The organism is Streptomyces djakartensis (assembly GCF_014651075.1).
GTDB classification, from domain to species: domain Bacteria; phylum Actinomycetota; class Actinomycetes; order Streptomycetales; family Streptomycetaceae; genus Streptomyces; species Streptomyces djakartensis.
Map to the genome: position 1 here is coordinate 1 of NZ_BMWE01000040.1, position 25,853 is coordinate 25,853.

Annotated in this window: 14 protein-coding genes; 8 read left to right on the forward strand and 6 right to left on the reverse strand. The window is 70.7% G+C overall.

Translation table 11 applies throughout. The features are described 5' to 3' along the window. The 4 genes from IE212_RS33990 to IE212_RS34005 all read right to left on the reverse strand — a co-directional run. Nucleotides 1-7,852: non-ribosomal peptide synthetase (locus IE212_RS33990; protein ID WP_229864715.1), on the reverse strand; the 7,852-nt coding region annotated here is incomplete at its 3' end. 323 nt (nt 7,853-8,175) lie between these two features. After that, nucleotides 8,176-8,382: an MbtH family protein gene (locus IE212_RS33995; RefSeq protein ID WP_190201850.1), complete on the reverse strand. Its 207-nt coding sequence runs from the start codon at nt 8,380-8,382 to the stop codon at nt 8,176-8,178. 107 nt (nt 8,383-8,489) lie between these two features. Further along, nucleotides 8,490-9,242: a thioesterase II family protein gene (locus tag IE212_RS34000; RefSeq protein WP_190201851.1), complete on the reverse strand. Its 753-nt coding sequence runs from the start codon at nt 9,240-9,242 to the stop codon at nt 8,490-8,492. Between the two features lie 97 nt (nt 9,243-9,339). Then, nucleotides 9,340-11,871, reverse strand: coding sequence for an ATP-binding protein (locus IE212_RS34005; RefSeq protein WP_373301479.1), 2,532 nt, complete (start codon nt 11,869-11,871; stop codon nt 9,340-9,342). A 224-nt stretch (nt 11,872-12,095) separates the two neighbouring features. Between IE212_RS34005 and IE212_RS34010 the strand changes: the two genes are divergently transcribed. Beyond that, nucleotides 12,096-15,221 (forward strand): AfsR/SARP family transcriptional regulator, encoded by a 3,126-nt coding sequence (locus IE212_RS34010; RefSeq protein WP_268250814.1) that lies wholly within the window; start codon nt 12,096-12,098, stop codon nt 15,219-15,221. Between the two features lie 321 nt (nt 15,222-15,542). On the opposite strand, the gene IE212_RS34015 is transcribed toward IE212_RS34010, so the two are convergent. Further along, nucleotides 15,543-16,313, reverse strand: a complete 771-nt coding sequence (locus IE212_RS34015) for a FadR/GntR family transcriptional regulator (RefSeq protein WP_190201854.1) — start codon at nt 16,311-16,313, stop codon at nt 15,543-15,545. 157 nt (nt 16,314-16,470) lie between these two features. Between IE212_RS34015 and IE212_RS34020 the strand changes: the two genes are divergently transcribed. The 7 genes from IE212_RS34020 (at nt 16,471) to IE212_RS34050 (ending at nt 25,708) form a co-directional block, all read left to right on the forward strand. Further along, nucleotides 16,471-17,742 (forward strand): ABC transporter substrate-binding protein, encoded by a 1,272-nt coding sequence (locus IE212_RS34020; protein WP_190201855.1) that lies wholly within the window; start codon nt 16,471-16,473, stop codon nt 17,740-17,742. Nucleotides 17,743-17,911: 169 nt separating this feature from the next. Further along, the gene (locus IE212_RS34025; RefSeq protein ID WP_229864718.1) at nt 17,912-18,712 is read left to right on the forward strand and encodes a carbohydrate ABC transporter permease; all 801 of its coding nucleotides are present in this window, start codon (nt 17,912-17,914) and stop codon (nt 18,710-18,712) included. Beyond that, nucleotides 18,712-19,539, forward strand: coding sequence for a carbohydrate ABC transporter permease (locus tag IE212_RS34030; protein WP_190201856.1), 828 nt, complete (start codon nt 18,712-18,714; stop codon nt 19,537-19,539). The genes IE212_RS34025 and IE212_RS34030 overlap by 1 nt, the downstream gene beginning before the upstream one ends. Before the next feature lie 3 nt (nt 19,540-19,542). Further along, entirely contained in the window at nt 19,543-20,745 is a 1,203-nt protein-coding gene (locus IE212_RS34035) for a mandelate racemase/muconate lactonizing enzyme family protein (protein WP_190201857.1), read from the forward strand. After that, nucleotides 20,742-20,972, forward strand: coding sequence for an SDR family oxidoreductase (locus IE212_RS34040; protein WP_190201858.1), 231 nt, complete (start codon nt 20,742-20,744; stop codon nt 20,970-20,972). Before IE212_RS34035 ends, IE212_RS34040 begins: the two co-directional genes overlap by 4 nt. A 119-nt stretch (nt 20,973-21,091) precedes the next feature. Continuing rightward, nucleotides 21,092-21,955, forward strand: coding sequence for an RNA polymerase sigma factor (locus IE212_RS34045; RefSeq protein WP_229864716.1), 864 nt, complete (start codon nt 21,092-21,094; stop codon nt 21,953-21,955). A gap of 900 nt (nt 21,956-22,855) precedes the next feature. After that, entirely contained in the window at nt 22,856-25,708 is a 2,853-nt protein-coding gene (locus tag IE212_RS34050; protein WP_190201859.1) for a glycosyl hydrolase family 95 catalytic domain-containing protein, read from the forward strand. Nucleotides 25,709-25,715: 7 nt separating this feature from the next. Here IE212_RS34050 and IE212_RS34055 read toward each other — a convergent pair whose 3' ends face one another. Further along, nucleotides 25,716-25,835: an RICIN domain-containing protein gene (locus IE212_RS34055; protein WP_268250815.1), complete on the reverse strand. Its 120-nt coding sequence runs from the start codon at nt 25,833-25,835 to the stop codon at nt 25,716-25,718. Nucleotides 25,836-25,853: the final 18 nt, after the last annotated feature.

Below are 25,853 nucleotides of genomic sequence, written 5' to 3' on the forward strand. Positions count from 1 at the left end.
ACTCAGGCAACGTCGCCGACGCCACCACACGCGCCGTGTCGTTCCACCCCACCAGCACCCGCTCACGCTCGGCGCCGTCGAGAATCTCCAACTCCCCGACACGCCGACCCGGATCAGCCGCCACCGCCTCCAGCAACCGCACAAAGCGCGCCACCAGCAACTCGACCGTGCCATGGTCGAACAGGTCGGTGCTGTACTCGAGGCGACCGCCGAGGCCCTCGGGCTCACCGGCCGGACCACGAGACTCGACGAGGTCGAAGGTGAGGTCGAACTTTGCCGCGCCGGCCTCGGCCATGTCCGGGCTCACCCGCAGGCCCGGCAGGTCGATCCGGGGCTCGGCGTTGTTGTGCAGGGTCAGCATGGTCTGGAACAGCGGGTGCCTGGCCGGCGACCTGGCCGGGTTCAGCGCCTCGACCAGGTACTCGAAGGGCACGTCCTGGTGGGCGTAAGCGAGCAACGCGGTCTCGCGCACGCGGGCCACCAGCTCGTCGAAGCCGGGGTCGCCGGAAGTGTCCAGTCGCAGTACCAGGGTGTTGAGGAACAAGCCGACGATGTCGTCGAGCGCGTCGTCCGTACGCCCGGCGATCGCGCTGCCGAGGGGGATGTCGGTGCCCGCGCCGAGGCGGGTGAACAGCGCCGCGAGTCCGGCCTGCAGCACCATGAACAGGCTTGCGCCGGACTCTCGGGCCAGCCCGTCCAGGCGGGCGTGAAGTTCGGGGTCGATCGAGATCGGTACGACTCCGCCGGTGTAACTGGCCACCGCGGGACGGGGCCGGTCGGCGGGGAGGTTCAGTTCCTCGGGCAGCCCGTCGAGCGCGTTCGTCCAGTAGGCGATCTGCCCGGCGATCACACTGTCCGGGTCGTCCTCGCGGCCCAGCAGTTCCTGCTGCCACAGGGTGTAGTCCGCGTACTGGACGGGCAGCGGATCCCAGGCCGGGGCCTGGCCCGCGCGGCGGGCCGCGTAGGCCTCGGAGAGATCCCGGGCCAGCGGGCCGTTCGACCAGCCGTCCCCGGCGATGTGGTGGATGACCACCACCAGCACGTGCACGTCGCGGCCGAGTGCGAACAGTTCTGCCCGCAGCGGCGGTTCGGCGGTCAGCTCGAACCGGTGGGCCGCGGCGGCGGCCACGGCCTCGGCGAGTTCCGCCTCGGCCGCCGGGCCGGTCTCCACGATCTCGTGCACCGGCAGTTCCGCGGTGGCGGCGGCAGACGCGGCCTCGAGGACGACCTGGCGCGGCACCCCGCCGGAATCCGGGAACACGGTGCGCAGGCTCTCGTGCCGTGCGACGAGGTCGCCGAGTGCCGCGACGAGTGCGGCGCGGTCGAGCTCGCCTTCCAGCCGTACGACGAAGGGCAGGTTGTAGTTCGGGCTCGCTCCTTCCAGCTTGTGCAGGAACCACAGCCGGCGCTGCGCGAACGACAGCGGAACGGCTTCCGGGCGCCGCGCGAACGGACGGACCGGGGGGCGCCGGCGGACGTGGCCGCCGTCCAGCCGGGCGGCGAGTCCGGCGACCGTCGGCGTCTCGAACACGGCACGGATGGGCAGTTCCGCTCCGAGCACGGTCCTGACACGGCTGACCAGGCGGGTGGCGAGCAGGGAATGACCGCCGAGGGCGAAGAACCCGTCGTCGATCCCGACCCTGGGGACGCCCAGCACTTCGGCGAACAGCCCACAGAGGATCTCCTCCTCCGGGGTGCGCGGCGGCCGGCCCGGGTTCACCTGCGCCCGGGCCGGTGCGGGCAGGGCCCGCCGGTCCACCTTGCCGTTCCTGGTCAGCGGCAGCGCGCCCAGGGTGGTGAACACCGTCGGGACCATGACCTCGGGCAGCCGCCCCGCCAGGTACTCGCGCAGGGCCACCGGGTCCGCCCCGGCGGGGTCGGCCGGCACGACGTAGGCCACCAGCCGCTGGTCCCCCGGCCTGTCCTCCCGCACGACGACGGCCGCCTGTGCCACCGAGGGGTGGCCGGACAGCGCGGCCTCGATCTCACCGAGTTCGATCCGGTGGCCTCGGACCTTCACCTGCTCGTCGGCGCGGCCCGCGAACACCAGCACACCGTCCGCGGTCCATCGCGCCAGGTCGCCGGTCCGGTACATCCGGGAGCCCGCAGGGCCGAAGGGATTCGCCAGGAACCGCTCGGCGGTCAGGCCCGGCCGGTTCAGGTAGCCGCGGGCCAGCTGCGGCCCGGCGATGTACAGTTCCCCGACCACTCCCGGCGGCACCGGCCGGAGCCCGGCGTCGAGGACGTAGGCCCGCATGGCCGTCATCGGACGGCCGACCGGGACCACTGTGCTGCCCGGCTCCTCACCGGGGGCGAGGTGGAAGTCGAGACAGCCGACGGTGGTCTCCGTGGGGCCGTAGTGGTTGACGACGGCCACCTCGGGGTGCCGCTCGCGCCAGGCCCGCAGCGGTCCGGCGGGCAGTGCCTCGCCGCCGAGCATCAGCTGCTTCACCGGCGCGAACCCGGCGGGCAGCGCGCCGAGAATCCCCAGATGGCTCGGGGTCGCCTTCATGAACGTCGCCGGGGTGCGGGCCAGCTGCGCCGTCAGCCACGGGTCGTCGTCCAGTTCGGCCACGACCACGCACCCACCGGAGGTCAGCGCCCCGTACAGGCCGGTGACGGACAGGTCGTAGGACAGCGGTGTGGGAACCAGGACCGTGCCGTCCAGGCCGGTGTACACGTGCTTGGCGCGGGTTACGTAGCCGGCCAGGCCGCGGTGTCCGACCACCACGCCCTTCGGTCGGCCCGTGGACCCCGAGGTGTAGATCACGTACGCCGGGTGGTCCGGCAGCAGGGCGGTGACCCGGTCGGCGTCGGTGGGGCGGTTCGCGGCCTGCTGCTGAAGCTCCCGCACGACGGCCGGGTCGTCGAGCAGCAGACGGGCGGTGCCAGGGGTCTTCGGGAGTCCGGCCGCCGCCTCGCCGGTCGTCACGAGCAGGGCGGGGGCGGCGTCATCGAGCAGGTAGGAGATCCGGGCGCCGGGGTGCGCGAGGTCGACGGGCAGGTAGGCGGCCCCGGCCTTGAGCACCGCGAGCAGTGTCACCACCAGCTCGGCGGAGCCGGGCAGCGCGACGGCGACCACCCGCTCAGGGCCGACTCCGCGGGAGATCAGCAGGTGGGCCAGGCGGTTCGCCCGTGCATCGGCCTCCGCGTAGGACAACTCGGCGTCCGGCGCGGCCACGGCACGGGCCTGCGGGGTGGCCGCGGCCTGCTGCTCGAACAGCGACGGCAGCAGCGCGGGTGGAGAGGTCGCGGTGCCGGTGTCGTTCCACTCCGTCAGGAGGCGGTGCCGCTCGGCATCGCCGAGGATCTCCAAGGCGCCGATCCGCCGATCCGGTTCCGCGGTGGCCGCCTCCAGGAGGCGCACGAAGCGGGCCGACAGCGCCTCGGCGGTGGCCCGGTCGAACAGGTCGCTGCTGTAGGCGGCGTACCCGGCGATGCCGCTCGGAGTTCCGTGGGCGGTGGAGGACTCGGTCAGGTTGAGTGCCAGGTCGAACTTCGACGTGCCGGACTCGACCTGTTCGGCCGCGGCGCGCAGGCCGGGCAGGTCCACCTGCGCGTCGAGCCCGCTCGTGAAGGTCAGCATCACCTGGAACAGCGGGTGCCGGCTCAGCGACCTGGCGGGGTTGAGCACCTCCACCAGGTGCTCGAAGGGCACGTCCTGGTGGGCGTAGGCGGCCAGGTCCGTTTCCCGTACCCGGGCGAGCAGTTCGCCGAAGGTCGGGTCCCCCGAGGTGTCGGTCCGCAGGACCAGGGTGTTGACGAAGAAGCCGACCAGGTCGTCGAGGGCGTCGTCGGTGCGTCCCGCCACGGGTGATCCGATCGGGATGTCGGCGCCCGCCCCGTGCCGGGTCAGCAGCGCGGCCAGGCCGGCCTGCAGCACCATGAACAACGTCACCCCATGGGCCTCGGCCAGTGCGGCGAGCCGCTGGTGCAGGTCGGCGTCGACGCGCACCGGCACGGTCCCGCCCCGGTGGCCGGCCACGGCCGGGCGCGGACGGTCGCCGGGGAGGTCAAGCTCGGCAGGCAGCCCGGCCAGGGCCCGGGCCCAGTACGCCACCTGCCGGAAGACGAGGCTGTTCTCGTCGCTCTCGTCGCCCAGCAGTTCCCGCTGCCACAGCGCGTAGTCGGCGTACTGGACCGGCAGCGGCAGCCATTGCGGCGCCTCGCCGGCGCAGCGCGCGGCGTAAGCCGCGGACAGGTCGCGGGCCAGGGGCACCATGGACCACGCGTCACCCGCGATGTGGTGCACCACCACCAGCAGTACGTGCCGGTCCGGGCTCAGCGTGAACAGTTCCGCTCGCAGCGGCGTCTCGGTGGTCAGGTCGAAGCCGGTGGCGGCGCCGGTGGCCAACGCCTCGTCCAGTTCGGCCTGGTCGACGTGGCGTACCGGAAGGCCGACGGCACTCGCCGCGGGGTCGAGCACGACCTGTCGCGGTGCCCCGTCGGTCTCCGGGAACACGGTGCGCAGACTCTCGTGGCGCGTCACCACGTCGGTGAGCGCGGCCCGGAGGGCCGGCTGGTCGAGTGCGCCCTCCAGCCGGAGCACGAACGGCATGTTGTAACCGGCGCCGGCCTCGGGTCCCTCCAGCCGGTTCAGGAACCACAGGCGGCGCTGGGCGAATGACAGCGCAAGCGCCTCCGACCGCTCGGTGGGACGTACCGGCGGGCGCGCCTGTCCTCGTTCCCGCTTCAGCGCCGCTGCCAGGCCCGCCACCGTCGGTGTCTCGAACACCGTGCGGATCGGGAGTTCGGCGCCCAGTGTCGCCCGGATCCGGCTCAGCAGCCGGGTCACGAGCAGTGAGTCCCCTCCGAGGTCGAAGAAGCTGTCGCCGACCCCCACCCCGTCGGCGCCGAGGACCTCGGCGAACAGGGCGCACAGCAGTTCCTCGGTCGCGTCGCGCGCCGGGCGCTGCCCTTCCCGCGCGGCGAACACCGGGGCCGGCAGGGCGGCAGAGTCGAGCTTGCCGTTGACCGTCAGGGGGAGCGCGTCGAGCACGACGACGGCCGCCGGGACCATGTGCCCGGGCAGGTTCCGGCCGGCGTGCGCCCGCAGTTCCTCGGCGTCGGGCCGGGTGCCTGTGTCGGGGACCACGTAGGCGACCAGCCGCTTGTCGCCGGGGCGGTCCTCCCGCACCCTCACGACGGCCTGGGCCACGGCCTCGTGGCGGACCAGCACCGCTTCGATCTCGCCGGGCTCGACACGGAAGCCGCGCAGCTTCACCTGATCGTCCGCCCGCCCCGCGTAAGCGAGCCGGCCGTCCACGTCCCGGCGGGCCAGGTCCCCGGTCCGGTACATCCGCTCCCCGGGGCGGCCGTAGGGGTTCGCCACGAACCGGCCGGCGGTCAGGGCGGGCCGGTTCAGGTATCCGCGAGCCAGACCCGGGCCCGCCACGTACAGCTCACCGACCACACCGGGCGGCACCGGCCGCAGGCCGGCGTCCAGTACGTAGGCGCCCAGGTCGGGGATCGTCTCGCCGATCACGCCGCGGTGCGGCCCGGTCTCCGCGTCTTCCGCGCCGAGCGGCGCGTAGGTGACGTGCACCGTGGTCTCGGTGATGCCGTACATGTTCACCAGCCGCGGCGCGTCGGCCGGATGCCGCCGGTACCATTCCCGCAGCCTCTCCGGCTCCAGCGCCTCACCACCGAAGATCACCGTCCGCAGCGCCGGCTCCCGCGGGCGTTCCGGGGCGTCCCGATCGGCCTGCATCAGCTGGTAGAACGCCGACGGCGTCTGGTTGAGCACGGTCACGCGCCGGGACACCAGCAGGTCGAGAAAGGCCGCGGGGGAACGGGAGACCTCCTGGGACACCACGACCAGCCGGCCGCCGTACAGGAGCGGTCCCCACAGTTCCCAGACGGAGAAGTCGAACGCGAAGGAGTGGAACAGCGTCCACACGTCGTCCGGGCCGAAACCGAACCACTGCTCGGTCTCGGTGAACAGCCGCACCACGTTCAGGTGCGGGACCAGGACGCCCTTGGGCGTGCCGGTCGATCCCGAGGTGTAGATCACATACGCCGGGTGCCGGGGATCCAATGCTCCGGCCCGGTCGGCGTCGGCCAGATCGTCGCCGGACCGGGCGGCGAGGGCACGGACCGTGGCCTCATCGTCGAGGAGCACCACAGGGCCCGCGTCGGACGGCATCCGCGCGGCCAGGTCCTCCGTGGTGACCAGGCACACCGGGTCGGCGTCACTGAGCATGAGGGAGATCCGGCCCGTCGGATAGGCGGGGTCGACCGGCAGATACGCGGCACCGGTCTTCACCACCGCCAGCAGCGCCACCACCAGGTCGGCGGAGCGCGGCAGCGCCACCGCCACCAGCCGCTCCGGCCCGGCCCCCTGCTCCACCAGCAGGCGCGCCAGCCGGTTGGCCCGCCCGTTCACCTCGCCGTAGGACAACTCCGTGTCCCCGGAGATCACCGCCACGGCATCCGGCGTCCGGGCTGCCTGGGCCTCGAACAGCTCCGGCAGCACCTGGGCCGGTACGTCGGAACCGGCATCGGCCGGAACCGGCAGCACACGCGCACGCTCGCCCGGAAGCAGCAGGTCGAGCCCCCCGACGGGCTGGTCCGCGTCGGTGGTGGCGAGACTCTCCAGCAGATGCAGGAAGCGCCGGTGGTGAACGCTGTTCTCCGCGGCATCGTACAGGGCGGGATTGGCGTCGAAGTCCACGCGCAGCGTGCCGTCGCCCGCCCGGTCGTCCACACAGATGGACAGGTCGTGCACCGGACCGATCGACAAGTTGCGGATGGTTGCCCGGGATTCGCCGAAGACCAGGTCGTCGTAGGCGAAGGACATGATGTTGATCATCGGACCGACGAGTCGGCGGCCGCTGCCCACCATGTTCAGGTCTCGGCTGATGTCCTCGTAGCGGTAACGCTGGTGCTTGAGCAACTGCCGGGTCTCGGCGGACACCTGACGCATGAGTTCCCGGCCGCTCATGCCCGGTCGGACGTCCAGCCAGAGGGGCAACTCATTGGACATCGGCCCGCGAATGCCCCGACCGCTGCCGGTCCGCGCGGCGACGGGGAGGCCGAGGGCCACTTCCTCGGCGCCCGTCATGCGGCTGAGGTACACAGCCGCGGCGGCGATCAGCGGCACGGGCAGGCCCACCCCCGACCGGCGTGCCAGCGCCCGCAGGCCGTCCGAGGTCGCGGTCGGCAACTGCGCGCTCCGTCGCAGGAAGCTCCGCGACAGTTCGCCCGCCCGTCCCGCCAGGCTGACCGCCTCGGGACGGCCGGCCAGCTTGCCCTGCCAGTAGTCCCGGTCGCGCGCGAAGCGGTCGGAGTCGCGGTATGCCGTGTCGTCGGCGAGGAGCAGGTCCAGCGAGCCGCTGTCGTCCTTCCGCTCGGGAGTCCCGTTCACCAGGGCCGTGTAGACCTCGGCCACGCGGTGCGCGAACAGTGCGCACATGAACCCGTCCGTGACCAGGTGATGCCCGCGCAGATAGAAGAAGTGGCGGTCGGCCCCGGCCCGGAGCAGCGCCAGGGTGAACGTCCGGCCGGCCTCAAGGCTCACCGGCCGGGCCATCTCGGCCTTCATCCACGCCTCGGCGGCTGCTCGCGGGTCGGGCTCGGCGCTGACATCCAGAACGGCGAACGGCCAGTCGCCCGCCATCCCGTACACCTGCCGCAGGCCCTGGTCGTCCTGGACGAAGCCCACATTCAGCGTGTCGGTCTCCGCCACCACCCGCCGCATCGCGGCCTCGAGCAGGGGAACGTCGACCGGGCCGTCGATCTCCACGTACTCCGCGGTGTTGTAACTCGGGCTCTGCGGATCGAGCTGCTGCGCAAACCAAATACCACGCTGCGCCGACGACAAGGGCCAACTGCGGGGCAGAGTACCGGACACTACTCATCCAATCTTCACAGCGCCCGCCGAAGGGCAAGGCAGGTGGAACCGATGGGGACTTCGCCAGGTGAGAAAGCGACGGGCGCATGCCATCCGGCCTGCACCGCGGGGCCGGGGCGGCAGAACTCGCTTTCACCCCGCCGGCGATTACCCGCCACGACAAGAGCCGAGCCGAAGACGCCCCGCCCCCGGGCCTCACAGACATGCCTGACCCAGGCCGGCGAACCTGCAGGCACCGGGGCAAGGACAGGCGAAGGAGCAGGAAGGAGAAGGGGCGGAAGGAGAAGGGACAAGGGGTGATGAAGGTGCAGGGGTTACGGCCGTCAGCCGGCCATGGTCGCGCTGAGGCTCGCGGGCCGCATGTCCGTCCAGTTCTCCTCGACGTACGCCAGGCACGCGTCCCGCGTGTCCTGCCCGTACACCGTCCGCCACCCGTGCGGTACTTCACAGGATGAGGGCCACAGCGAGTACTGCCCCTCGTCGTTCACCAGGACCACGAACACGCCGCCTGCGTTGTCAAAAGGGTTCATGGCGGGCTGCTTCCTCCGGTCAAACCATGGAACGTCGTGCGCTATCAAGGATCCGCGGCAAGCGACGCAACCACATCCGCAATCTCCACCGTTACGTCACGTGCCCCTCACACGTGACGCGGCGGGTGTGCACTGCCCAACCGTGCCGAGATCTCCGCCAGCAGCCGCTTCCTCTCCGTGTGCAGAAAGAAGTGGCCCCCCGGCAGCACGCACACGTCCGGCGCCTCCTTGACCAGCTCTGCCCAGCCGACGAGTTCTTCGGGAGCGGCACGCGCATCACGGTCGCCACCGAAGACGGTCAGCGGGCAGGGCAGCGGCTCCCCCGGCGCGTAGCGGTAGCGGGCGAGCATGGTGGAGTCGCCCCGGAAGGCCGGCAGCACCACGCTCATGAGCCCGGCATCCTGGAGGACCTCCTCAGGAGTGCCGCCCAACGTGCGCATTCGCTCGATCAGTTCGGCGTCGCCGAGTACGGGAGCGGCATCGCCGGAGCGGGTCCGGTCGCCGATCAGGGGCGGCGGCTGGCAGCCGGAGACGAAGACATGAGACGGCAGCACACCGTACGCGCTCCGCGCGGACCGGGCGGTCTCCCAGCACAGCAGTGCGCCCATGCTGTGACCGAAGAAGGCGAACGGACCGTCGACATACGGCTCCAGCGCGGGGACCAGTTCGTCGAGCACCGCCGAGACGTCGTCCATCGGTCTCTCGGCCAGCCTGTCGTCACGGCCGGGCAACTGGATCCCGTACACCTCCACGTCGTCCGGCAGTTCTTCGGCCCAGCCACGAAACGCCCTGGTGCCGCTCCCCGCATAGGGGAAGCAGAAGAGGCGCAGCCGCCCTTGTCCGCGCGCGGGCGCCGCCATCGGCTGAACCCACGCCGAAGTCCTCTTCCCCGCATAGCTCATGACGTTCCTCTCCACGCTCCTCAACTCGAACCGTCCGGCTCGCGTCATCGCTGCGTCACCCCGCCTGCCGGGCCGCCCACGCGGCGACGTGGGTTCGTGAGCGCAGGCCGAGCGTCGTACGGATGTTGCGGACATGCGTCTCGACGGTGCGCACCGACAAGTGCAGGCGGGCAGCGATCTGACGGTTGGTCAGCCCCGTGGTCACAAGGGCGATCACGTCCCACTCGCGCGAGCTGAGCGGGTCGTCGCCGCCGGTGCCGCCCACCGTGCCGTCCACGACGCCTTCCGGCCGCGCGGGGACATCCAACCGTCCGTGCAGTGCGTAGGCCAGGACCTGCCGTGCCTCCAGCTCCCGTCCCGCCACGAGCGCGCCCTTCGCCTGCGCCTTCGGCAGCGCCATGAGCGCCTTGTCCGCTGCCTCCTCCACCCTTGCCCGGAACCAGGGCGGCAATTCGGAGGCCGCCAAGGCGCTGTGCGTCTCGGCGGTCGCGCACAGCCGCAGTCCCCGCTCGAAGCGGCCGTCGCGCACCGCGGTGACGGCCAGGCCCCAGAGCGCGAGGCTCGCTCCGCCTGGGTGGCCCGTGCCGCCCAGAGCCTCGGCGAAGTACGCCTCCGCCGTCGCCGGGTCGTCCCGTTCCAGAGCCAGGACGCCCGCGGTGACCAGTGTCATGCGCAGCAGGGAGGGGCCCGCCTCCGCTCTCAGAACCGGCAGCACCTCGTCGACCAGCCGTGCCGCTCGGGCCACGTCGCCGGCCAGCAGTGACTGCCGCGCGAGGATGGTCAGACAGAACGCGGTCGCGACCGGGTCGCCGGCCCGGTCGCTGATCTCCAGGCACTCCTCGAGATCGGCCCTTGATCCCTGGTCGCCGCGGTGCGTCCGTGCGGCGCTCAGCGTCAGCAGTACGCGGCAGAGCAGCGGGGTGTTCGGGCGTGGGCGCCGGCGTTCGAGCGTCACGGCCTCGTTCGCCAGCCGGATCGCTTCGTCGTAGTCCCCCTCCTCCGCCGCCAGCCATGCCGCCGTGCCAAGAGCGATGCTGCGGTCGTCCGCTCCCGGGTCCGTGCGGGCCAGCACGTCGGCCAGCAGCGCTCGTGTCTTCTCCGTCGGCTGTCCCCGGTGGATGTCCACGACGGCCAGCGCGCTGGTGAGCAGGAGCCGACGAGGGTCGCTGCCGGCGCTCGACCACTCCAGCAGCCAGGTGAGGCTGTCACGTTCCTCGGCCAACCGCCGACGGGGCTCGGCAGGTGTGAAGGCCGTCTCACGCAGTGGACGCGCGAGCTCCGCCAGCCAGTCCACGAGCAGGTCGTACGCCGCCCCTTCCTCGTTCTCGGCCCGGAGCCGCTCCCGCCCGTAGCACCGGATCGATTCGAGCATCCGGAACCGGGCGGAACTCCCCCTGTCGACACAGGGGATGATGAGGGATTTGGCTTCGAGGTCGGCCAGCAGTTCCGGTACGGCCGACGCGGGGATGCTCTTGCCGACGGCGAGGGCTGTGGCCGTGTCCGGCCCGAAACTGCCCGGGAGCAGCGAGAGCGACCGTAACAGCGACCGCTGCACCGGCGTCAGCAGGTCGTAGCTCCATTCAATCGCCGACCGAAGGCTCTGGTGACGTGGGTCCGCCGTACGCCACCCGCAGGTCAGCAGGGAAAGGCGGTCGCCCAACCGGTCGTGAAGCGCGGCCGGCGGAAAGGCTCGTACGAGTCCGGCAGCCAGTTCCAGCGCCAGCGGCAGTCCGTCGAGCCCGGCGCACAGCGCGGCGACGTGCGCGGCGTTGTCCTCGGTGAGCTCGAACGCGCAGGACACGGCCCGCGCCCGGTCGACGAAGAGCCGGACGGCGTCCGAGCCGAGCATGCCGGTGAGTGATGCGCCACCCTCGAGGTCCGGCAGGCCGAGGCCGCTCACCGAGTACACCGTTTCACCGGGCAGCCGCAGCGACTCGCGGCTGGTGGCCAGAATGCGCAGACCCGGATGGTGAGGGAGCAACCCGCTGAGGACCAGACCGCAGTCGTCCAGCACGTGCTCGCAGTTGTCCAGTACCAGTAGACGCTCCCGGTCGGCGCCCGCGGCACCGCGAGCCCCCGCGAGCCGGACGCATCCCTCCGCGGCCCCGTCGAGCGCCACGGCGATCCGCTTGCGCACCTCCTCGCCCGTGCTCACCGAGCCAAGTTCCACCAGCGCGATCTCACAGCGCCCGCTGCGCTGTTCCAGCCCGGCCAGTTCGAGCGCCAGGCGTGTTTTGCCCACGCCTGCGGGACCTGTCAGGGTCAGCAGTCGCGTGGTGCGCACAAGGCGTCTCAGCTCCACCAGTTCGTCCGAGCGACCGATAAAGCTGCTCAATCGGGCCGGCAATCCCAGGGAAGCCGCGGTGCTCACCGCGTCGGTTTTCAGCCGCCGGCGGTAGGCACGCTGACGGCAGGCATTTGAGCAATATCTGGAAGGCGCTTTTCTGGTCCCCGTATTGTCAGCACCGTCTCCGCGAATCCGCTTACCGCACGCATCGCAAGAAGACAAGGGCGATTCAGCGCCAATCATGTAAGGACCACCTTCACCAGGGCACTTCGTGCTGAGCTCTCGTCTCGTATGCTGCATGGGAGCCCTTGGCCAAGTCTTGCTCTCCTCTTGCAGCCCCTCTGCGAGAGCACTGCTCGCCTTCTGCCCGGTAGGCGGAGTTGAGGGCGTGCGACAAAGGCAGGACGACAAACTGTCGGAAATTAAGACCGCGTAAACATGCTTTGTGCGCTGCTTGTCTCGCGCATGAAGAAGGGTAGAAACGGAGGACGTCGGCGCCGCAAAGGCACCGACCCTGAGGGGACATGGCAAGAAACGATTCTCCAGAAGGCCGAAAAGAGTCCGAGCCCGGGACCGAGCACGAGATAGGACTTCTCGGCCCGCTGACCGTCACCCGGGCCGGGGAGCCAGTCAATCTCGGGCCGCGGATGCGCCGTGTGCTGATGATTCGTCTGCTGCTGGAGGAAGGCCGCTCCGTGACCATGGACCGCCTGTGCGAGGACCTCTGGGAGGGCCGTCCGCCGGCTGGCGCCGTCTCCTCGGTCCACGCCCACATCAGCAGGCTGCGTGCCGCTCTCGAACCGGCCCGCCGCCAACGCGGCCAGTCCCGAATCCTGGTGAGCGGCTCCGCGGGGTACGCCCTGCGCATTCCCGTCGAGGCCCGGGACAGCGTCCGCTTCGAGCAGGCCGTGGCAGAGGGACGGCGGTTACTGGACGAGGGACAGGTGCTGATCGCCCGCCAGAAGATCGAGACGGCACTGGCTCTCTGGCGCGGAGCCCCACTGACCGACGCGGACGACCGCGCGTTCGCCCTGGCGGAGATCGCCCGACTCAATGAGGTGCGGCTCGCGGCCCAGGAGATACGCGCCACGGCGATGGCGCGGGCGGGTGAACTCGAACAGGCTGTCATCGCGGCGGAAGAGCTGACCGCCGGCAATCCCCTTCGCGAGACGGCATGGAGCCTGCTGATCCGCACCCTCTACCTGTCCGGCCGGACCGCGGAGGCGCTCCAGCGCTACGAGGCGGTCCGCCAACTCCTGGCAAACGATTTCGGACTGGAGCCCGGCCCCGCTCTGCGCGAGATACAGCTGGCCGTCCTCCGCCACGACACCTCCGCGATCTGCCCGAAGGCTGCTTCGGTGCCCCTCCAGCGGTTGGGAAGCCGGAGCCCGGGGGCCCACCCCCCGGTCACCGGAGGGAACGGGACCGGTGACCATGACAGCTTCCGAACCCGGACGCAGGCCGTGCCCGTGCACGGGGACGACGAACAGGAAACGGACTCCCCGGCCACCCCGCACCGCCCCCGGGCCACGCCCGCGGCGGCCGGCGCTGCCGGATCCCCGCCCCACTTCACCCGCCCCGCCCAACTCCCCGCCGACCTACCGACGTTCGTCGGACGCCGCGCCGAACTCGACCACGCCCTCGCGCTGCTCCCCGAGCCGGGCCGCCGACCCGTCTCCACCGTGGTGATCAGTGCGATCAACGGCATGGGCGGCGTCGGCAAGACGACCCTCGCCATCCACTGGGCACACCGCATCGCTCACCGCTTCCCCGACGGCCAGCTCTTCGTCAATCTGCGCGGCTTCGGTCCCGAGGACTCCGCCATGAGCCCCTCCGAAGCGGTACGGGGCTTCCTCGACGCCCTCGGGGTGGCCCCGCAGCGGATCCCGGCCGGACTCGACGCCCAAGCCGCCCTCTACCGCACCCTCATCGCGGACAAACGGATACTGATCCTGCTCGACAACGCCCGGGACGCGGAGCAGGTCCGGCCGCTGTTGCCCGGCACGCCGAACTGTCTGGTGATCATCACCAGTCGCGATCAGCTCCGAGGTCTGATCGCGGCCAGCGGTGCCAACCCTCTCGCCCTCGGGCCGCTCACAGCCGCCGACGCACGCGAGGCCCTGGCCCGCCGCCTCGGCGCCGACCGGGTGGCGGCGGAGCCGGACGCGGTGGAGGAGATCGTCGCCCTGTGCGCGAAGCTGCCCCTGGCCCTGGCCGTGGTTTCCGCGCGGGCCGCCGCGCACCCCACATTCAGCCTCGCCTCCATCGCCGCCGTCCTGCGCCAGACGCACGGCAGTCTCGAAGGGTTCCGGGACACGGACGCGTTCAGCGACGCACGGACGGTGTTCTCGTGGTCGTACCGAGTGCTCACGCCCCCGGCCGCCCGGCTCTTCAGGCTGCTCGCCCTGCATCCCGGTCCCGACCTGTCCGAGCCGGTCGCCGCCGGCCTCGCCGGTCTCCCGGCCCGCGAGACCCGGCAGCTCCTCACCGAGCTCACCACGGCCCACCTGCTCACCGAACACGAACCCGGCCGTCACGTCCTCCACGACCTCCTCCGTGCCTACGCCACCGAGTTACTGGACGCCGAAACCTCGGCCGAGGAGCGGCAGGCCGCCCTGCATCGGATGTGCGAGCACTATCTGCACTCCGCACGGCTCGCCGCCCGGCTGATCGCCCCCCACCGGGCGGACATCGACCCCGGCCCCGTGGGCGAGGGGGCTCAGCCGGTGGAGCCCGTCGACCACCGGCAGGCGATGGACTGGTTCGCCACCGAGCACAAGGTGCTGATGGCGGTCATCCTGCTGGCCTGCGAGACCGGCTTCGACTCTCACGCCTGGCAGCTCGCCTGGCAGCTCCAGCCCTACCTCGAGCGGAGGGGGTATTGGCACGACCAGGCCACTGCCCAGCACATGGCGCTGACCGCCGCTGAGCAGCAGTCCGACCTCGCCAGTCAGGCCAGGGCACACGAGTGCCTCGGCGCCGCGTACACCCAGCTCGGCCACGATGACGCCCGCACCCACATCGACCGTGCCTTCGAGTTGTACGGCGAACTCGGTGACACCGCAGCACAGGCCGGTATCTGTCTCGTCCTCGTCATGGCGCTCCACCGCAGTGGCGAGAACCAGAAGGCACGCGACCACGCCCAACGGGCCCTGGCCCTTCACCGGGCTGCCGGAGATCGCGCCGGGGCGGCCCAGAGCATCTCCGCGATCGGCTGGTGCCACACCGTGCTCGGGGATCACGCACGGGCCATCGCCTTGTGCTGGTACGCGCTCACCCTGCACGGGGAAGTCGGCAACCTCAGGTGGCAGGCGGCCACCTGGAACACCCTGGGCTACGCCCATCACGGACTCGGGGACAACCGGACGGCCATCACCTGCTACCAGTACGCCATCGATCTCTTCCGCAACCTCCAGGACACGCCCAACGAAGCCGGCACCCTCGCCCGCCTCGGCGACGCGCTGCACGCGACCGGCGATGTGGACAAGGCTCGTACCGCCTGGCAGCACGCCCTGATCACCCTGGAAGCACTGGATCGTCCCGAAGCCGACGAGGTCCGCGCCCGGCTCGGCGGTCTCAAGGATTCCGAGTGCGACAAGGCCGGTCTGGGGTGTGACTCGTCCTCGTCGTCTTCGGACGCATACAGCTGATCCTTGTCTCCTCCCGGCATCGGGAACGCTGCTGTGCCAATGATCCACACCGAGGAGTGCCACCGCATCGGCGATGTCCGCCGTTACGGCTCTCCGCACACTCCGGTCCCGCTGATCAAGCCGACTGCCGGGCCCGGGCGTGTGGGGGTGGGCGGGCCCAGGCCGGCGGTATGAAAGCCCACGGGGGTTGCCACGACGAAGAATCCGCTGGTGTCGTGTCCTACTCGCCGAAGGAGCTGGGCTTCCTCCAGGCGCAGGAAGGGGCGCCTGACCCGGGCGGCTACCGTCGGCCTCGCTCGCGGCAGGACCCGTCAGCCGCCCTCAACGCCGCAGCCGGGTCGGCTCGCCCGGCCCGCTGCGTCGCACCACCCACGCCTTGGTGATGTGGGTGAACATCGCCTCGGCCGCGCCCTTGGGGTCGTGCGCGGCGATGCGCTCGTAGATGCGCCGATGGCCGTGGTTGGAGGCGACGCAGAAGGCGCGGCCGGTTCGGCCCGTGTAACGGGCGGAGTTGATGACCTGGCGCTCCAGCGAACGGACCACGGCACGGCCGATGCGGTTCCCCGACGCCTGCATGACGGTGTCGTGGAACGCCCGGTCCTCCTCGTGGTACGAAGCGGGGTCGTCGACGAGCTCGTCCATCCGCTCCACCAGAGCGCGCAGCCGGTCGATCACCTCGGCGCTCGCCAGGCGGGCGGCGACGTTGGCCATATCGGACTCCAGCGCTCGGCGGGTCGCGACGAGGTGATCGAGGATGGCCAGGCTCTCGTCCTCGGCGATGGTCGCGCCGAGGACCAGCTCGTCGAGCATGTTCCACATCGCCGGCGGGGTGACCATCGTGCCGGCGCCCTGGCGGACCTGCACCAGCCCCTTCTCCTGAAGTATCTTCACCGCCTCGCGGACCACGGTGCGGCTGACCGAGAAGGTCTCGCAGAGCACGGGTTCGGGGGGCAGCGGCGAACCGGACGGATGGACTCCACGGACGATCCGCTCCACCAGCTCAGCCGTGACCGCGGCGGCGAGGTTCGCCGGGCGCCGGCTCCAGGCGGGGGCCTCGGAGGCCTCTGCGGATGACTGCGGTACTGCCGTCACGACACCCCCCGGGACCCGGGCTGCACCACGGATCCCGCCTACTATACGGCATCCTGTTGACGTCATACGTCATACGAGTTACACACGTCTTACGAGTTGCGTTCCTCCTCAACCTCAATCGCCGGGCGGCCGGCCACCTCAGGAGAGTGGGGCAGCAATGAAGCAGCGAACACTGTGGTCGGCGACCGTGGTTGCCGGGCTCGTTGTCTTAGCCGGCTGCGGCAGCGCCTCCGACCCGGATTCGGCGTCCGGTGGTTCGAGGGGCAAACTCGTCGTCTGGGACTGGAAGTCCGGCGACGCCACAGCGTCCTCGTACGTCAGGAAGGCCAAGGCCGACTTCGCCGAGCGGCATCCCGGCGTGACGGTCGAGTTCGTCGCCCAGCCGTTCGATCAGTACTACACCCTGCTCGGGGCCGCCATCCAAGCCGGCAAGGGGCCGGACGTCATGCTCTTCAACGGCGGCGGGCAGATCCGTGACCGGGCCGACTCCCTCCTGCCGTTGGACGAGTACGTCCGTGCTGACCGGAAGCGGCTGGCCGGGTGGGAGGCCTTCACCAAGGACGGCAAGACCTACGCCGCTCCGGTGACGTTGCAGGGTCACCCGATCTACTACAACAAGTCGCTCTACCGGAAGGCCGGGCTGGACCCGGAGCGGCCGGCCACCAGCTGGGACGAGTTCGTCGCCGACTGCCGGACCATCACCAAGGCGACCGGCGCCAGGTGTTTCGCACAGGGCAACAAGGAAGGCATCGGTATCCAGTTCTTCCTGTCCGGGCTCGGCTCGGGCGTCCTGTCGCCCACGGAGTACGACGACTGGATCGCCGGCAGACGAGACTGGTCTTCGCCGGCGGTCAAGCGGGTCTTCTCGCTCTGGAAGGAGGCCGACGACAAGGGCCTCAACAACGACGGGGCGAACTCGACGGCCATGTTCAACGACGCGTTCGCGGTGTTCCAGTCCGGCAAGGCCGCCCACGTCATCGGTTTGATGTCGGACACCGGGCACTGGAAGGACTTCGGCGAATTCCTCGACGCCGGCGATGTCGGTGTCATGAAGGCGCCGGTCGTCACGGCCGGTGCCAGACCGAGCCTTCCCTACGACGGCGGCATCGGCTACGCCGTCGCGAAGTGGACCAAGGACCCAAAGGCCGCCGCCGACCTGGTGCGCTCCCTGACCTCGACCGACGCACTGAAGTCGTTCTACGCCGACGCGGGCGCCGTCGCGGCCGACCGCACCGTGGACGTCTCGAGCGGTGGCCCGGCCGTCGCCACCATCGTGTCGGAGATCGACCGTGGCAAGCCCGCCCTGCACGTGGCCCTGTCGTCCAGGACCGTGGACCTGATGGGGCGGCTGTCTCAGCAACTGCTGAGCGGATCGGTCACGGTCGACGCGGCGGTCAGGCAGCTGGCGGCGTCCGACCAGGCGGGCTGAGGCCATGTCACCCGTCGGTTCGTCGGTCCGCGCCGCTCAAGGGGCGCGAGCAGGGGAGGCGGTAGACGGCCGCGGCCCTGCGCCGAAATCTCCGCGAGGCCGTGGCGGCCGTCTCGCCGAACGCCTCGCCCCCTACGTCCTGGTCGCTCCCGCTGTCCTGATCATCGTGGTGCTCCGGCTCTGGCCACTGGGACTGGGTGTCAACTTCTCCTTCACCGGTGACTGCGAACACAACGGCACCCCGGTGGGGCTCGACAACTACGCGGAGCTCATCGACGACCCGCTGTTCCGCACCGCGCTGCGCAACGTCGGACTGCTGGTACTGCTGCTGCCGGTCGCGGTCGCGATCCCAGGACTCCTCGCCACCTTCATCCACCTGCGGGTACCCGGACACCCGTTCTTCCGGAGCGTCTACTTCTTCCCGGCTGTGCTCTCACCGGTGATCGTCGGCGCGATCTTCAACCTGCTCCTGGCCTTCGACGGTCCGCTGAACGCCGTGCTCGGCCGCTCGGGGGCCGGCCCGGTGGACTGGCTCGGCGATCCCGACGTGGCCATCTTCGCCGTCGTCGGCGTGCACATCTGGGCGACGTCGGGGATGGCGCTGGTGGTGTTCCTGGCCGGGTTCGCGACCCTGGACCCCGCGCTTCTGGACGCCGCCCGGGTCGACGGCGCCTCGCTCGCGCGGATGATCTGGCACGTCATCATCCCGGGTCTGTCCCGCACCATCCAGTTCGTCGTGGTCACCACGATGATCGGGATGCTGACCTCGATGTTCGGGCTGCTCTACGTCATGACCAGTGGGGGCCCGGAAGGGTCGACCTACCTGCCGGAGTACTACATCTGGGTCCAGCAGGGGCAGATGAGCCGCCCTGCGCTCGCGTCGGCCGCGTCCACCGTCCTCTTCCTCGTCATGCTGGTCGTGGGTCTGCTGCAGGTCGGCCTGCTGCGCCGGGCGGGGAGGGAGGACTGATGTCCCGCCCGGTGCCGGGCAGATGGCTGGTCGCCGTGCCGATGGCGCTCCTCGCCCTGGCGACGATCTACCCGCTGCTGTTCACCGTCAACGTCGCGATGAAGACCCGCCGGGAGTACGTCCTCGACCGGTTCTCCCTGGCGAGCACGCTCCAGTGGGACAACCTCGGCACCGCGTGGAACAGCGTCGGCATGGGGCGGTACTTCCTCAACTCCGTGATCGTGGTGGCCTGCGCCGTGGCGCTGTTGCTGCTCATCGGGTCCATGGCCGGGTTCGCGCTGGCCCAGGTGCGGTTCCGTGGCTCGTCCACGCTGGCTGTGGTGTGCCTCGCGGCGCTGTTCATCCCGTTCCAGGTGATCATGGTGCCGCTGGCCAGGATCATGGCCGGCGGCGGTCTCATCGACACCTATCCGGGGCTGGTCCTCGCCTACGTCGCGCAGTTCCTGCCGTTCACCGTCTTCTTGATGACGAGCTACTACCGAGCGGTGCCCACCGAACTCGTCGACGCCGCACGGATCGACGGAAACACCCTGTACGGCGTCTACCGGCGCATCATGCTGCCGATGGGTGCTCCGGCACTGCTGTCGGTGGGCATCCTCGACGCGCTGTTCTGCTGGAACGACGTGCTCATCTCGCTGCTGATGATGCCGTCGGCCGACCATCGCACCCTGATGGTCGGCATCACCTCACTGCGCGGCCAGTACTCCGCCGACATCCCCACCTTCGCAGCCGGTGTCCTGATCGCCGGGCTACCCGTGTTGGTGACCTACCTGTTCCTGCAGCGCCAGATCGCTGACGGCGTGACGGCCGGCGCGACGAAGGGATGACGCATGCGCATCACCGGATACAGAACCCTGACGACGGCGCAGCGATGGGGCCGGCCTGTCGGTGACGCCAACGGTGTCTACGCCGACGGCGTCGTGCCCGTGCCGGTCGTCGTCGTCGAGACCGATGAGGGGATCACCGGAGTCGGCCTGGGACCGCACGTGGAAGCCGAGGTGATTTTCGCCGCCATCGACGGCCAGGACCCGCGGGCGGTGACCGCCCTCTACGACCGCATGCTGCGGCACACCTTCAAAGCCGGGCATGCCGGCGTGGTGTTCGGCACGATCGGCGCGTTCGACACGGCGTTGTGGGACATCAAGGCACAGGCCGCGGGTGAGCCGCTGTGGCGGTTGCTCGGCGGCGACGACCGCGTGGTCCACGCCTACGCCTCCGGCCTGGACATCGGCCTCACCGACGACGAGCTCGTCGCCACCTACCAGGTCTATGCCGAACGCGGGCTCAGGGCGGCGAAGCTCAAGGGCGGCCTGGACATCGAGCGTGACCGGCACCGGCTGTCGCTCGTACGCGAGGTGTTGACCGAGGCCGCGCACGGGGCCCGGCCGGGGCTCATGCTGGACGCGAACGAGGCCTGGAGCCGCAAGCAGGCGGTACGCCACGTCGGTGAACTGGAACGCACACTCGACCTGACCTGGATCGAGGAGCCGGTCCGGCGCTGGGACGCCGACGGCCTGGCCGCTGTCAGCCGTGGCGTACGGACGGCGGTCGCCAGTGGGGAGAACCTCACCGGCCTCGAGCAGTTCCGCCCGCTGATCGCGGCGGGAGGCGTCGACATCGTCCAGACGGCCGCGGTCTGGGGAGTCACCCACTTCCTGCGTGTCGCCGCACTGGCGCACGCCCACGACCTGCCGGTCAGCCCGATCGGCAACACGCCTGTCGCGCTGCTGCACGCCGCGACGTCGGTGCCCAACCACCTCGTCAGCGAGCTGCAGTGCCTGCAGTCGCCGATCGGTGTCGCGATGGACCTGCACGTCGAGGACGGCGCCTTCGTGCTCGGCGACACGCCGGGCCTGGGTGTCCGGATCGACGAAGCGGTGATGACCGCGGCCCGTCAGCGAACGGCACACCCGTCCGACGGACCGCACATACGGCCGGAGCTGGCCGGCCGGCGGCTGCTCGCGGTCACACCTGGACCATGCCGATCCACCGCGGAAGGGACGTTCGGCACCATGGGGATGGAGGATCGATGAAGGCGGTTGTCTACCGCGGGGCCCGCACCCTCGATATCGAGAGCCGGGTCGCCGAGGCGTTACGCGCGGGCCCCCCGCGCGACCGGGCGGTCCTCGGCCACATCCCGGCCGGTCGCTGGAGAGGCGCCGGCGATCTCGCCGGAGCCACGGCGTTCCTCGCCTCCCCGGCGTCGGACCATGTCAACGGCAGCGTTCTTCCCGTCGATGGCGGACGGCCGGGGCGATGACGGGCCGCCAGGCATGGTCAGCCGGCCGCACCCGAGTCGATCCCGCGTGCGCACCCGAGGGCGGCGACGTGCGCGGCACCCGGGGCGGCCTTTCCCGGGGCACCGTGTACGGGCTCGTGATGGGAGCCGGCCGAGGCGACGAGACGAGCCTGGTCCTCGCCGCACAGGCCGGCGATCCACGAGCGCTCGACGACCTGGCCGCGGCGTACCTGCCGCTGGTGTACGCGATCGTGCGCAGGGCGCTGGGCGAGCTCGCGGACGTCGACGACGTGGTGCAGGAGACGATGCTGCGGGCACTTCCCGAGCTGCGCACCTTGCGCGCCCCGGAGTGCTTCAGGCCCTGGCTGGCCACGATCGCGACACGGCAGATCAGCACCCACCTGCACCGGCGGCAGGCGGACGCCGAACGGACGGCCCCCCTCGACGAGATGACCGACCCGCCGGACGCCGACGCCGAGGACCTGGCCCTGATCCACGTCGAGCTGTCCGGTCATCGCCGCGAGACCGCACGCGCCAGTCGATGGCTCGACCCGGACGCCCGGGCGCTGCTCTCGCTGTGGTGGCAGGAGACGGCGGGCCGGCTGACGAGGGCGGAGCTCGCGGCGGCGCTGGGAACGAGCGTGGCTCACGCGGCTGTGCGCGTCCAGCGGATGCGCAACCAGCTGGAGCTGAGCCGGTCACTCGTCGCCGCGCTGGAAGCCAGCCCCCGGTGCCCGCGGCTGACCACCGAGCTGGGGGGCTGGGACGGCGTACCGAGCACGCTGTGGCGTAAGCGCATCACCCGGCACACCCGGTCCTGTGGAGACTGCGGCCGGGCCGCCGCCGAACTGGTACCCCTTGAGCGGCTGATCGTCGCCTTGGCACTGCTCCCCGTCCCGCCGGCGCGGTCGGCCACGGTGCTCGGCAGACCTGCCGGGTCTGCCGAGGTCGGCTCCGGGCCGGTCGCCGGCGTCAGGGCCGGGTTGGTCGGCCAACTCGTGTGAGGGCCGGTCGAGTAGGCACCCCGGTCTTCGGGTTCTGTGACGGCGCCGTGCTTTTCGGAGATACGGAGGCAGCGACCGTTCGAGCCGTCCGCCGATAACGGAAACTGCCGCGGCTTGACGCGCGTCCGTCACTCCGGTTCGCCACCTGAAAGTGTTATGAGGGGTGGCCGTCAATAGTCCCACTTCTCCGGCCGGATGCACTACGGCCCGGGCCGGAACATATATCGACGCTTTCCCCTTGAATAGACCATGACAATCTGCCAATCTTCTACTCGTCGACGCGCAATGCTCCCTATTCATGACCTTGAAAGCGGAAGCCGAAAGCGTTCTGCGGATTGCCGCGCCAATACGGTGGGGTGGCGCCGACTTCGAAAGGTGCCAGTGATGAGCGAATTCGTGCACTCGGCTGATCCGGCGCAACAGCCACCGGGGCAGGCGGCGTGAGCGGGCACGGCCACACGCTGCTCCGGCACGCACCCAGACCAACTCCCGCCTGCTGACCGGAGTTGCGGACGAGGCCGGGGAGCGAGGCTTTCCAGGCGCCAGGGCAGCGGCATGACGCTGACGTGCTCGCTGCGCGAGCGATCTGGGAGGGGGCCGGCGCGGAGAGGGCAAGCTCCGCGCCGGCTCGTCCTGCTGCCGACAGACGGCCGACGTCCGGACCCTGCACAGCGCAGGCCTGACCACACCGGCGGGACGACGAACGGCACCGTGGCCGGCGTGTGGGCGTGCAACGGCGGCGACAACCACAGATGGCGGATCCAGAACACCGACACGCGACGCGATGCCCGGCTCGGCGTGCGCGGTGGACAGTGACAGCCGGCCGCGGCCGAGCCGCACACCGGCGGTTTGCCATCACCGAAGTCTGTGACCTGCTCCAGTCCGTGAAGGGAGAACGACATGTCCGAGGTGACACGCAGACGGTTTCTCGCCGCCGGGGCGGCGGCTGGGGCGGGGATCGTGCCGGGTGGGTGGACGGCCGTCGCCAAGGGCGGCTCGGCCGCGCCGCCAAGGGTTCTGGCCGCCGACGACCTCGCCCTGTGGTACGACAAGCCGGCCGGCGCGGACTGGCTGCGGGCACTGCCGATCGGCAACGGACGCCTCGGCGCGATGGTGTTCGGCAACGTCGACACCGAACGGCTGCAGCTCAACGAGGACACCGTCTGGGCCGGCGGTCCGTACGACTCCGCCAACACCCGGGGCGCGGCCAGCATCGCGGAGATCCGGCGGCGGGTCTTCGCGGATCAGTGGGGGCCGGCGCAGGACCTGATCAATCAGACGATGCTGGGCAGCCCGGCCGGCCAGCTGGCCTACCAGCCGGTCGGAAACCTTCTGCTCTCCTTCGGCAGCGCCTCCGGGGCGTCGCAGTACAACCGAACGCTCGACCTCACCACCGCCACGGCCATCACGACGTACGTGCTGAACGGCGTGCGGTACCAGCGTGAGGTGTTCGCCAGCGCGCCTGACCAGGTGATCGTGGTCCGGCTGACGGCCGACCGGGCCAACTCCATCACCTTCAACGCCACATTCGACAGTCCACAGCGGACCACGGTGTCCAGCCCGGACGGGGCCACGATCGCCCTCGACGGCGTCTCCGCCACCATGGAGGGCATCACCGGGCGGGTCCGGTTCCTCGCCCTGGCCAACGCCGCCGTGACGGGCGGCACGGTCAGCAGCTCGGGCGGCACGCTGCGGGTCTCCGGCGCCACCAGCGTGACGGTGCTGGTGTCGATCGGCTCCAGCTACGTCAACTTCCGGAGAGTCGACGGCGACTACCAGGGGATCGCGCGAAGCCGCCTCAACGCTGCCCGCAGCGTCGGCATCGACGAACTGCGCCGCCGGCATCTCACCGACTACCAGGCGCTGTTCAACCGGGTGTCGATCGATCTGGGACGCACGACGGCGGCCGACCGGCCGACCGACGTACGGATCGCACAGCACGCGCAAGTGAACGACCCGCAGTTCTCCGCCCTGTTGTTCCAGTTCGGCCGGTATCTGCTCATCTCGTCCTCGCGGCCGGGCACTCAGCCGGCGAACCTGCAGGGCATCTGGAACGACCAGATGGCTCCGTCCTGGGACTCGAAGTTCACCATCAACGCCAACCTGCCGATGAACTACTGGCCCGCCGACACGACGAACCTGTCCGAATGCTTCCGCCCGGTCTTCGACATGATCAGCGACCTGACCGTGACCGGCGCCCGGGTGGCCCAGGCGCAGTACGGCGCCGGCGGCTGGGTGACGCATCACAACACCGACGCGTGGCGGGGCGCCTCGGTCGTCGACGGAGCGGAGTGGGGGATGTGGCAGACCGGTGGCGCATGGCTGGCCACCCTGATCTGGGACCACTACCTGTTCACCGGTGACATCGACTTCCTCCGCTCGAACTATCCGGCCCTGAAGGGCGCCGCCCAGTTCTTCCTCGACACCCTGGTCGCCCACCCGACGCTCGGATACCTGGTCACCAACCCCTCGAACTCTCCGGAGCTCCCTCACCATGCGAACGCCACCGTCTGCGCGGGGCCCACCATGGACAACCAGATCCTGCGCGACCTCTTCAACAGCGTCGCCCGCGCCGGCGAAGTCCTCGGCGTGGACGCCGCCTTCCGCGCTCAGGCGGTGGCGGCCCGGGACCGGCTGGCGCCGACGCGGGTCGGATCCAGGGGCAATATCCAGGAGTGGCTGGCCGACTGGGTGGAGACCGAGCGGACTCACCGGCACGTCTCCCACCTGTACGGTCTGCATCCGAGCAACCAGATCACCAAGCGCGGGACACCCCAGTTGCACGAGGCCGCGCGGCGGACGCTGGAGCTGCGCGGTGACGACGGGACGGGATGGTCGCTCGCGTGGAAGATCAACTGGTGGGCACGGATGGAGGACGGCGCCCGGGCCCACAAGCTGATCCGGGACCTGGTGCGGACGGACCGGCTCGCGCCCAACATGTTCGACCTGCACCCACCGTTCCAGATCGACGGCAACTTCGGCGCCACCTCGGGCATCGCTGAGATGCTGTTGCAGAGCCACAACGGCGAACTGCACGTGCTGCCGGCGCTGCCGGCCGCCTGGCCCACCGGGCGCGTGAGCGGACTGCGCGGCCGCGGCGGACACACCGTCGGCGCCGAATGGAGCAGCAACCGGATCGAGTTCTCCGTCACACCCGACCGAACCGGTGCCGTCCGGGTGCGCAGCCGGATCTTCGCCGGCGACTTCACGCTGCAGGACGATTCGACCGGCGAGCCGGTCCAGCCGAAGCGGCTCGAGGCCGATCTCATCGAGTTCACCGGCCAGGCCGGCAGGACCTACCGCGCGTCCGCACTCAGGTCGGGGCCGGTGGAGGCCGGCGTGGCCTATCGGCTGGTGGCCGAGCACAGCGGCAAGGCCGCCGACATCAGCGGTGCGTCCACGACCGCCGGCGCGCGGCTGATCCAGTGGCAGATCACCGCCGGTCTCAACCAGCACTTCGACTTCCTGCCCTCCGACGGCGGGCACTACAAGATCCGGGTCGGGCACAGTGGTCTGGTCCTGAACGTCGCCAGTAGCAGCAGCGGCGCCGACATCACCCAGCAGCCGGAGACCAGCACCGCCGGCCAGGAGTGGCGGATAGTCGACCACGGCGGTGGCGTGATCAGTGTGGTCAACCGGCAGAGCGGCCTCGCCCTGGACGTGTGGGAGGCCTCCACCGCCGACGGGGCCCGCATCTCCCAGTGGGAAGCCACTGGCAGCACCAACCAGCGATTCCGGCTCCATCGCATCTGAGGGGTCGCTATCGCGGTGTCCACTGCTGGTTGGTGCCGCCGTGGCAGGACCAGAGGGTGATCCTGGTGCCGTTGGCGGTGCCGCCGGCGTTGGCGTCGAGGCACAGTCCGGACTGGACGCCGGTGATGGTGCCGTCGGGGTTGAC

Bases quoted from the DNA above. Each gene is read 5' to 3' on its own strand.
- IE212_RS34050 (WP_190201859.1), top strand. From the start codon at position 22,856: ATGTCCGAGGTGACACGCAGACGGTTTCTCGCCGCCGGGGCGGCGGCT.
- IE212_RS34035 (WP_190201857.1), top strand. From the start codon at position 19,543: ATGCGCATCACCGGATACAGAACCCTGACGACGGCGCAGCGATGGGGC.
- IE212_RS34045 (WP_229864716.1), top strand. From the start codon at position 21,092: ATGGGAGCCGGCCGAGGCGACGAGACGAGCCTGGTCCTCGCCGCACAG.
- IE212_RS34005 (WP_373301479.1), bottom strand. From the start codon at position 11,871: ATGCAGCATACGAGACGAGAGCTCAGCACGAAGTGCCCTGGTGAAGGT.
- IE212_RS34020 (WP_190201855.1), top strand. From the start codon at position 16,471: ATGAAGCAGCGAACACTGTGGTCGGCGACCGTGGTTGCCGGGCTCGTT.
- IE212_RS34040 (WP_190201858.1), top strand. From the start codon at position 20,742: ATGAAGGCGGTTGTCTACCGCGGGGCCCGCACCCTCGATATCGAGAGC.
- IE212_RS33995 (WP_190201850.1), bottom strand. From the start codon at position 8,382: ATGAACCCTTTTGACAACGCAGGCGGCGTGTTCGTGGTCCTGGTGAAC.
- IE212_RS34010 (WP_268250814.1), top strand. From the start codon at position 12,096: ATGGCAAGAAACGATTCTCCAGAAGGCCGAAAAGAGTCCGAGCCCGGG.
- IE212_RS34000 (WP_190201851.1), bottom strand. From the start codon at position 9,242: ATGGCGGCGCCCGCGCGCGGACAAGGGCGGCTGCGCCTCTTCTGCTTC.
- IE212_RS34030 (WP_190201856.1), top strand. From the start codon at position 18,712: ATGTCCCGCCCGGTGCCGGGCAGATGGCTGGTCGCCGTGCCGATGGCG.